At 37.6% G+C, this 9,729-nt stretch carries 9 protein-coding genes; all 9 read right to left on the reverse strand.

The features are described 5' to 3' along the window. Positions 1-35 precede the first annotated feature (35 nt). Positions 36-629: a glycosyltransferase family 2 protein gene (locus JHD79_RS21925; protein ID WP_199121501.1), complete on the reverse strand. Its 594-nt coding sequence runs from the start codon at positions 627-629 to the stop codon at positions 36-38. Between the two features lie 121 nt (positions 630-750). Then, positions 751-1,953: a glycosyltransferase gene (locus JHD79_RS21930; protein WP_199121502.1), complete on the reverse strand. Its 1,203-nt coding sequence runs from the start codon at positions 1,951-1,953 to the stop codon at positions 751-753. Between the two features lie 106 nt (positions 1,954-2,059). Then, positions 2,060-3,253 carry a glycosyltransferase family 2 protein gene (locus JHD79_RS21935; protein WP_199121503.1) on the reverse strand — a complete coding sequence of 398 codons (1,194 nt, stop codon included), beginning with the start codon at positions 3,251-3,253 and terminating at the stop codon, positions 2,060-2,062. Continuing rightward, a complete protein-coding gene (locus tag JHD79_RS21940; protein WP_199121504.1) occupies positions 3,243-4,670 on the reverse strand; it encodes an O-antigen ligase in 1,428 nt (475 codons plus the stop codon). The genes JHD79_RS21935 and JHD79_RS21940 overlap by 11 nt, the downstream gene beginning before the upstream one ends. Before the next feature lie 34 nt (positions 4,671-4,704). After that, complete coding sequence (locus JHD79_RS21945; protein ID WP_199121505.1) at positions 4,705-6,858, reverse strand: lipopolysaccharide biosynthesis protein; 2,154 nt, start codon at positions 6,856-6,858, stop codon at positions 4,705-4,707. A gap of 6 nt (positions 6,859-6,864) precedes the next feature. Further along, positions 6,865-7,524, reverse strand: coding sequence for a TolC family protein (locus JHD79_RS21950; protein WP_233164834.1), 660 nt, complete (start codon positions 7,522-7,524; stop codon positions 6,865-6,867). 33 nt (positions 7,525-7,557) lie between these two features. Further along, the gene (locus JHD79_RS21955) at positions 7,558-8,634 is read right to left on the reverse strand and encodes a sugar transferase (RefSeq protein ID WP_199121507.1); all 1,077 of its coding nucleotides are present in this window, start codon (positions 8,632-8,634) and stop codon (positions 7,558-7,560) included. Positions 8,635-8,646: 12 nt separating this feature from the next. Next, the gene (locus JHD79_RS21960) at positions 8,647-9,027 is read right to left on the reverse strand and encodes a response regulator (protein WP_199121508.1); all 381 of its coding nucleotides are present in this window, start codon (positions 9,025-9,027) and stop codon (positions 8,647-8,649) included. Between the two features lie 123 nt (positions 9,028-9,150). Beyond that, positions 9,151-9,597 (reverse strand): Lrp/AsnC ligand binding domain-containing protein, encoded by a 447-nt coding sequence (locus tag JHD79_RS21965; RefSeq protein WP_370583371.1) that lies wholly within the window; start codon positions 9,595-9,597, stop codon positions 9,151-9,153. Between the last annotated feature and the right edge of the window lie 132 nt (positions 9,598-9,729).

A 9,729-nucleotide genomic window follows, 5' to 3' on the forward strand; every position in this document is an offset into this window, starting at 1 on the left:
CCAAACATGATCTACCTAATTTCCCGTTCTATTACTCAAGGGAAAAAAGCTGGAATAATTTCACTAACGGGGGTAATTTTCGGCTTTCTGTTCCATATCATCATGGTTACTTTCGGACTTACCGCAGCGCCATGGCAAAATCCAGTTTGGTAACTTTTATTACTATACTGCCCAACATTCTTGTCAAACTGACCTATATTGGCATTCCGTCCTGTCAAATAATTAAGAGGCGTAAAGCCTGCATATTGAACCAAATCTTTCTGGTCAAAATACAATAACAGCGGAGATAAAAGACCTATGTTTTCATTATCTTCCATTTCGCCAATCATAGTTTCTATGCAACCATCAGGAATCTCGGTATCATTGTTGAGTAAGAGAACATAATCACCTTTGGCTTGCTTAAACCCCAGGTTATTCCCCCCGGCAAAACCTAAATTTTCCTTAGACTGAATATACTTGACATTCCCAAAGTACTGCTGAAAAATCAGTTCCATGTTTTTGTCGGCGCCATTATCTACAATGATCACTTCCACCTGTGATGGCACATAGGACTTAGCGATCGATTTCAATAAATCTATCGTAACATCGGGTTGATGAAAATTGACGGTAATGATTGAAGTTAATCCCATTTTTTATCTTTATGTCATTCTGAGCACCTTGCCATTCTTCGCTACGCTCAAAATCTATTTTTAACCAATAGATTCCACCCAACGTCGGAATGACAAGAAATTTAAAATGACAAGTTGCTTATTATTTTTTTTCTATTTGTGCTATTGCCTTATAAATTTCTTCTGCATTTTTCTGCCAGGTATGGGTTTTAGCAAAAGCAATACGTTTGTTTGCCAAATCGCTATTATTTTCCACCAATGCCTTATCTGCCAACGTTACATATTCCTCCTTAGTTTCAGCAATGTAAACATGATCATTAAAAATATCAATGGCTTCTGTTTTAGTGGCCAAGGTAGGTTTCCCCATTGCCAAATATTCATCTATTTTTCGGGGATAATTACCAATGGTTAAAGGATTAACCGCTTGAGGATTTAAACAAATATCAAAACCTTTAATGTAAGCCGCCAAAACATCTGGTTTTTTAGGCCCCAAGAAATGTACGTTTCTAAGCTGATGAAGTTTGCTGTTTTTAAAATCATCATCCTCTGGGCCAACCAGAACAATGCTCCAATCAGGTCTTTGCTCTGCAAGATACAAAAGGATATTTTCATTCAATCTTATCGATAACAATGCTCCAACATAGCCTAAAACAGGCTTTTTAATCGAAGCCACATCTGCTGGGATTTGAACGCTATCATCATTTTTGAATAAGGTTAAATCACAGCCTTGCCCTACATAAAAAGAATTTGGATTATAGGTTCTGCAGTAATTGGCCAGATAAACAGAATTTGCCACGCATAAATCGCTATTTTTTATCAATTCCGGCTCAAGATATTTCCCATGATGCCCCCAATAGGGTGTAGCAATCATGTTATCCCTAGAATAATATACGCTTACGCTCGGCTTCAAAAGTGCTTTTAAATGGTAGCTCCTAAACATATCGCTATCATTAAATAAGATAAAATTCTGGAAGTCGAGCCTATGGATAGTTTTCTTAATGGCCTTAGCAAATCTTCTATTGTTAACCTTGTTGAGCAAACGAAATATCCATGTCCACTTAACAAAATTAATGGATTCCAATAGTACATCTGGATAGTACATCCAAAGGTTAGGGGCAATTTCTTCCAATCCATCTTGCCCACCATCAATCACGCGTATGCGCTTTTTTACCCCCTCAGTCTCTCGCTGCTGAAATTTTGTCCGACGGTCTAAAGGTGCATTAATATACAATACACGGTTATGCTTGCTAAACTCTAGGGCCAGATCCTTGCAATTACTCCCAATGGGAGTATCCCAAGGCTGTTGACCAACTACCACTATATCTCGGTTTTCTATGATTGGCATAACGTCATCAATTATTTTCTAGCTTTTTTATAGGCATTTATTCCACTGATAAACCCAATGACTCCAAAAATAATGGCCGGAATAGCAAGTAGTTCTAAAGGCATAGCTAAGCGTTATTTTTTTCTATGGGTTTATGACTATGGGGTGTTACCATAAATGACTTTTTGGCTTTGCCAATACTAAATAGTGCAACCAACATTCCAAACATGGCTCTAGGTATTTGAAATATAGCAATATAAAGTCTTTTATCCGCATAAAATTTTCTGGGCAAAGCGATCAGTAAGGTGAAGCAAAGGCTGAGGAACAAACCCAGCCAAAATATTTCAGCTGGTCCAAATGGATTAAAAAAGGATTGTACAACCAAAAGGAAAAGAAATCCGAGCAGTAACATTCTAGGCATCAAAAAGGTTTGTAGCGTTTTATTAAAAAACTCTATATTTCCCTTAAAGAGTTGAGCAAGCCCTTCAAATGCATATTTTTTCATGAATTCTACCTGTGATGCAATCCATCTGGTTCGTTGCTTGGTAAAAACCTTGGCATTAGCTACCTTTTCGTCATAAACATACACATCATTCAAATAGGCAACATGTACCCTATCATGGGCCATCATAAAATCAAGCTGTTTATCTTCCCCAACGGTCTCGCCTATATTGTTCAATAGTTTCTGTAGATATGCAAAATCAAAAGCCATTCCAGATCCAATCAATGCCGCAGATAATCCTACAATGGCTTGGCCCTTGCGATAGATATGATTGTTAACCTCTTCATTGCAGGCATCTAGAAACGCAAAACTGCTATCCATATTCTTAGCGGTACGATGGGCTTGCACCACCCTTTCACCTTCTTCAAAAGCACTATTGATATAATGCAAACAGTCTGTAGCCATTACATTATCTACGTCTAAAACCATGGCTATTTCAAACGCTTCTTTACTGAGTTCATTCATGGCAAACTGCATGGCCTTTCCTTTGGTACTTTTCTCAAAAAAGACTTCTATTACCCTTGTCCCCATTTCTTTTAAAGTAGCAATGGTTTCGGGTTGTAAACCATCTGCTATGACCACAACTTCAAACTTTCCCTCATATTGATGCTGTAAAGCCTTTTTTGCGCTATCTAGAATAACCTCATTTTCCTGATAAGTAGGGAATAGCACCGCTATTTTTTGATAATTAGATGCTGCTATTTTTGATTTGGGTAAAGAAAATAGCCCACAAAAGGCAAAAAAAGACAAATAAAGACAATTTAATAAAAGGTAAATACCTAACAACCAAAGCGCTATATCTATTATGCTATACATCATTTCCATTCGTTTTAATCTGTTTTGGCTCACTGTCTAACCAAGGTGCAATAAATACAAACGACCATGACATAAACATAATTACAGATGAAGGCATGCCGTTCATGATCTCGTTACCATAACTGCAGATAAAGCAACCTACCGTACCAGATGTTAAGGCGATCATCTTTGTTTTGAGCTTTGGATCTTTGAGCTTCCAAACAATACCGCTGCATTTCCCTATGATATAGCAATTGATGGCAAACCAAATAAATAGACCAACTACACCATACATTACCCATACTTTTACCCAATAACTATCGGGTTGTATATTCGCTATTGGCTTATCGGCATTATAGGTTGTACCGTTCATGCCGCTCATGCCCAAGCCTGCACCAAAGGGCTCATCCCTTAGTAAAAATTTCAATTTTTTCTGATTGTCCAACCTTACGTTAAACGATGCGTCCTTTGGATCTAGCGCACTGCGCAAACGCCTTACCTGGAAGCTCTCATTTCCAATAGTCGTATATTTAAGTACCCCTAACCCACTTAAGGCAAAAGCGCCCCCAATAATAAGTATTTTAAAGTTCTTACTTAGAAACAAGGCAAAGAACACTCCCGATATCAGCGCAAATAAAGCTCCCCTGGTGCCCGAAATAGCCATGCCATAGAGGCAGATTAATGCCACTAAGCCAAAAATTATCCTTTTGGTAAAACCGAAAGGTCCCATGGCCAAAACCATGGCAATGACTGCAACAATTGCCTGTGAAGCACCAAATTGCCCCGCATCAGAATAGATGGAAAACACCCGAAGTGTTCCATTCAGTATATGTGTGACATTATTTCCCGCGTCTAGCCATTGCTGTTCGCCACTAGTCACCCCAAAGTAGATCTGTTTTACGCCATATAAGGTTGCTAAGCAAGAAAAGAATAAAATAAAGGCTATGAAACGGTTTAAATCGCCAGTTCTATTGAACAGCAAAAAGGCAAGTGGTGCAATGAGCAACCAGTTTAGCGCAGTAAACCTAAGCTCGTTAAACCAGCCCGTAAGGCTACCCCCATATGGATTAAGCGCTTCCAAAACACTAATGACAAACCATATAGTTGAAAGAATTACATGTTCATTTTTAATATTCTGCCAATTGAACTTGTTCATATTCACCAAAATGCTACACCACGTAAGCAGTAGCATGGCATCTAACGCCAGCCCAACGGGAATATTTAAAAAAGATTTAACCAGAAAGCCCAACACAAAGCAATAAGCAAAATATGCCCAAAATGCCCATCTTGGATTATGGAACAAGGCTACTATAAACGTACCTACCGCAGCCATAGCAATCACGGCCAATGGAGCCAAAATTCCAAATTGATAGGTTGAGCCAGCGACCAGAACAGAAAGGCTCATTGATATCAAAAAGAACAATATCTTTTTTTTATCCATTATAGGTATTTGCAACTTGTTAAGCATGGGTTGCTTATTTTCGTTTTACACCATTAATCAACCATCCTATAAACTTATCGCTATCGTTCAAGGATTTTATCGATTCTTTATCTTGATCGCTGATAGCATTACCCGCCATGAAGGTAGCCAAGTATTTATCGGTAAACAAGATCCATTCATTAACATCCGATATACTATTTAAGGCATCTAAATAGATGATAATTAAATCGTATTCATTCTTAAGGCTAGTAAAAACTTGTGTAATGCCTGCCTTATCTTTATTTTCAAGCAATGAAAGCCCTTCCAAATCTCTATTTAAGAAAGTAATGCGATTATTTTTTTGAATGGTTAAATTGTTAAATACTGTTTTAAGGGATTGATTGGTAGGAATATTCAACTTCTGAACCTCGGATGCCATCTCTTCATCTCCAATCAATAAAATTTGTTTATCCAATCTGGCAAATGCATATGCCAAACTTACCACTGAAAATATTTTAAAATTTTCTGGTTGGAGCCTGGTTATCCCTAAAACTTTTAGATTTTCGGCAGAAAGCATTTTATTGATTTCAAAACGGACAGTGCGTATTAAATTTTTATACGTTAGCTGATCTTTGTAGTGCTCTGCATTTTTCCAGATTTCATCAATGTTTCTATCTTCAGGCCTGATGTAGTTCAGCTCACCTATAATCCTACTCTTGGTTGCGTGTCTAAGTTGTTTCTTATTGTTAATTGAGTGATCTAAGGTATAGATAACAAAAAGTACACAAAAGCAAATGGCAAAACTTGCAATGGCACTTAAAGCCATATATAAAATCTTTTTAGAAGATTCTGGTGCGGTTGGAACGCCCTCCTGTTCTAATTGCAATCGCAATCCTATGTTTTTATCTAGATTGGTCTGATTATAGCGGTTTAATATGTCCAAATATTCTTTGGTAGCCACATCTGCATTACGTTCATACGTCTGCACCCCTGCATCAAAGGGTACCATGGTCGTAAATTTTGCATTTAGCTTGGCCAGTTCATCATCAATATCTTTAACGCTGGCCCTTGTTTTATCCAGTTGTATACTTATGGTGATACGTTGCTGCACTAAGCTCTGTTTGGCCAAAAGCGGATCATTTACATAATTATCATTTGTTTTTACCAATTGTGCGTTAAGCAATTGTTGTAGGGAATCTACTTTCTTTTTATTGGCCGGTTTAAAACCGCCATCAATATATTCGTTGTTTGCTACCTGTAATTTGTTCTTTAAACTAATAATGGCCTGATTATCCACAGAAAGCTCTGCACCAAGATATTTGTCTTCAGATCGGTTACTCAAGTTTTTGTTTACATTGTTTAAGGCCGATTGTAAGGATTGTAGGTCAATTAAAGCTTGAGACTTTTTGTTTTCGTAGTCTATTATTTGCTGATAAACGATCTGTGACTGCTTATCTAGGTTTAATACCCTATTTTTAATTTTATATTCTTTTAACTGTTGATTCTTTTCGTTCATGATGCTCTCTTTCTTTTGCAAAAGAGAATCCAATACGGTTATAGACTTGTTTTTATTACTGATGAGGTCAAGACTATAATTGTTAATGAAATCGTTAGCAAGGGTATTCACTACAAAAACAGAAAGAAAAGTATTTTCTGAAGTAAACTCTACCGTAATAAAATCACTGTTTTCTTCATGACCGATGGTTAATTTCCTGCTTAGCGTTTTCGAATCATAACCCATAGACTTAACAAGGTTATAAAGTTTTATGCCATAATTATCTAAAGGGGTTAGCACTTGTTTTTTCACCAACCTCTCGTGAAATAGCTTAATGGCCTCCTGTCTTTCGGCAGCACTTAGATTTTTCACATCGTCGCTCAGGAGCTTAAACGGTTGCTGTGGGTTTTCAAGATCATGAAGTATCAATCGATAAGAAAGGATGCTCATATTTTTTGGCATCGTCATAATATCCATAATATTGGTAAACTGCTGGTTGATCTTGATTAGAAGATCTGGCCCCGAGTAGGAAGGTACTTCAGGGGCAACCTGCCTAGAAGGATCTAATAATCCTGTAGAAATTTTTGCTTGGGCTTTATATTCTTTTGGAAGATTTTTAACAAAAAAATAAGTTACAAAAAGCGTTATTGTAGGAATAGCGATAATTGTCCATTTGTACCTGGCAATAAGATTTAAAAATTCTTTAATATTCATACTCGCTTATTTCACATTCTCTAATTTTTCGCCAATCAATGCTTCCAAACTATCCTTTACCTTTAGCAAATTAAGTTCTGCAAGCAATTTTTCTGAGCCTGCAAGAGAAGTGATGGCTTTAGCCTTACTGTATACATCTAAGGAAACCTCTCCTTTTTCAAACTTATATCGAAGCCCGTCACTAGCCGCCTTACTATCGGTCAATGCCTGTGTTTTTATCTTAAGGTCATTAAACAGCTGTAAATATTCATAGTATTTCTGTCTTACTTCCGATTCTAATAGGATGTCATATTCCTTACTTTGAAAAACAGCCGCCTTATATTCTTCCTTGGCTTGTTTAACCAATGAAGGCGCCCTCAAAAATATACCCAAGTTTAAATACACCCCAAATTGAAATCCATTTATAGAATATGGATTAGTTGAGTCAATTATAGTTCCATTGTCTGGTCTATAAAAATAAGAAGCATTAAATGCCTCTAAATAGGTAGATGAAGCTATGCCTATTTTTGCTTTTGCGCTCAGTTCAGAAGATTTGAACATCTGTCTTTTTGGATAGTTCTGTTTAGCCAGGTCAATATATTTTTGTAATAAAGGGGTATTTATTTGACTTATGATATCGTCTTGCGCCTTAACCAGCACAGCCAAAAGTAAAAGAACACATATCATAAAAAGCCTTTTGATAGTCATAAGTAATATCTTTTACACCTTTTCTTTCTGGAAAAGTACAGGTATGGTCATAAAAATTATCTTTAAATCGAGCCAAATCGAGAACTTTTTGGTATAAAAATTATCCAATTTCTTACGTTCACGATCTGACATATCGCTCTTTCCTCTTTTAATAATCTGCCAAAGTCCAGTAATGCCTGCAGGCCCCAAAAACCTCATCGACCATTCATTAGTGGTCAATTGTTCGGCTTCGTAAAGTGGCAACGGTCTATTGCCCACTATAGACATATCTCCTTTCACTACGTTGAATAACTGGGGCAGCTCATCTATACTGGAGTTTCTTAAGAAATTTCCCAGCTTGGTTACCCTCGGATCGTCCTTCATCTTAAAAAACGCAGAATCTCCGTATTGGTTTGCCGTTGTAGCTTTTAAAGCTTCCACTTCTTTATCGGCATTGGCTTTCATAGATCTGAACTTATAAAAATCGAAGATTTTATATCCCGTACCCACCCTCTTACTGGTATAAAAGACCGGCCCTTTAGAATCGAGCTTAATGAGAATGGCTATCATAAGAAAAAACGGACTTAACAACAATAGTGCTGTGATAGAAACAGAAAGATCGAAAAATCGTTTTAAAAAAGGAGTCTTATATTGCTGTAAAGGTTCTTCGGGTAAATTTTTAAGCTGTTCATTTAGTATTCTATATGCCGAAAGAAATTGCAATCTAAGTTTAACATCCGCAAATGCTATAGCTGGGAAATAACAATCATGAACACGGACAGCAAACGCTTGTCTTGCAATTGCACTATCTTTTTCGGTAAGTAGGAAGATCACCACCAAATTTCGACTCAACCAATTTTTTTTCAGCGAGTCTACCAAGGCAAAAGCATCGTTAGCCATGCCCGGCTGTACTTCCAATAAAATACTTACATCAAGTTCATATACGCTCAATTTACTCACCATCTCGAACAAATCTGCGTAGCTATCCAACTTCTTCAGGGAATCTCCCGGGGTATTAAATGTCGAAACAATATCATTATGATATTGATCGGCATAATAAATAATATTAAACCTAGACTGTGGCATACCAAATGAGCTGTTATGTTGCATCTCTATACTCTTCTAGTTTAATAGGTTTTTAATATTCTCTTTTAGGCTCCCTGGATTAAACGGCTTAGGAACAAGCAAGTCAAAATCATATGGAAGTTTTTCGGCCAAATCTTCAAGTGAATAAGCCGCAGAAAGGAGGATAATAGGAATATCCCTATAATATCCACTTGTTTTTAAGCTTCTTACAAAATCCAGCCCATCAACATAGGGCATTTCCAAATCAGAAATGATCAAATCGGGCATATGGCCGTTATCCATCCAACTAATGGCCTCCAAACCATTATTATGGATGACTAAATCATAATCTTTTTTCAAAATAAATTCTAAAAGCTTGAGTACCGTCACTTCGTCATCAACCAAAAGAATCAATTTCTTATCTTGATATATAGACATATTGGGCCTAGACATATGTAATGTGGTAAATTTTCTTCATAAAAGTCGTAACTAAGCTATTAATAAAAACCCAATTTTCATCAATTTTTTAAATACTTGCCAAGTCCCATATTATAACTTGGACTACATAAGCTCAATTTGCCTTTTAATACTTTCTTCCAGAGAGATTAAAGTTTCCGTACGTTGAATACCCTTAACCGCTTGTATTTCTTCATTTAGAACATGCCGAAGATGGTCAGTATCCCTACAGGTAATTTTCGCAAACATACTATATGAACCGGTAGTATAATGTAATTCTACCACTTCTTTTATCCGGCTCAGTTGCGCTACCGCATCTTTGTATAAAGAGCCCTTTTCTAGATAAATACCCAAAAAAGCCGTAATATCATAACCTGCTTTGCGGGGATCTATAATTAAATGGGAACCTTTGATAATACCCATATCTGCCAACTTTTTCATTCTTACATGCACGGTTCCTCCAGAAATAATCAATTCCTTGGCGATTTCGGTATATGGTTTTGTGGCATCGTGCATCAACTGTGTCAGGATCTGAACCTGTCTCTTATACACATCTCCGAGCCCACGAGACCTGCGTAAAAGGGGGGGGGGGGGGGGGGGGGGGGGGGGGGGGGGGGGGGGGGGGGGGGGGGGGGGGGGGGGGGGGGGGGGGGGGGGGGGGGGGGGGGGGGGGGGGGGGGGGGG

It is taken from the genome of Pedobacter sp. ASV28, from assembly GCF_016428855.1.
Taxonomy (GTDB): domain Bacteria; phylum Bacteroidota; class Bacteroidia; order Sphingobacteriales; family Sphingobacteriaceae; genus Pedobacter.

Bases quoted from the DNA above. Each gene is read 5' to 3' on its own strand.
- JHD79_RS21945 (WP_199121505.1), bottom strand. From the start codon at position 6,858: ATGAATATTAAAGAATTTTTAAATCTTATTGCCAGGTACAAATGGACA.
- JHD79_RS21940 (WP_199121504.1), bottom strand. From the start codon at position 4,670: ATGGATAAAAAAAAGATATTGTTCTTTTTGATATCAATGAGCCTTTCT.
- JHD79_RS21960 (WP_199121508.1), bottom strand. From the start codon at position 9,027: ATGTCTATATATCAAGATAAGAAATTGATTCTTTTGGTTGATGACGAA.
- JHD79_RS21930 (WP_199121502.1), bottom strand. From the start codon at position 1,953: ATGCCAATCATAGAAAACCGAGATATAGTGGTAGTTGGTCAACAGCCT.
- JHD79_RS21925 (WP_199121501.1), bottom strand. From the start codon at position 629: ATGGGATTAACTTCAATCATTACCGTCAATTTTCATCAACCCGATGTT.
- JHD79_RS21955 (WP_199121507.1), bottom strand. From the start codon at position 8,634: ATGCAACATAACAGCTCATTTGGTATGCCACAGTCTAGGTTTAATATT.
- JHD79_RS21950 (WP_233164834.1), bottom strand. From the start codon at position 7,524: ATGATATGTGTTCTTTTACTTTTGGCTGTGCTGGTTAAGGCGCAAGAC.
- JHD79_RS21935 (WP_199121503.1), bottom strand. From the start codon at position 3,253: ATGATGTATAGCATAATAGATATAGCGCTTTGGTTGTTAGGTATTTAC.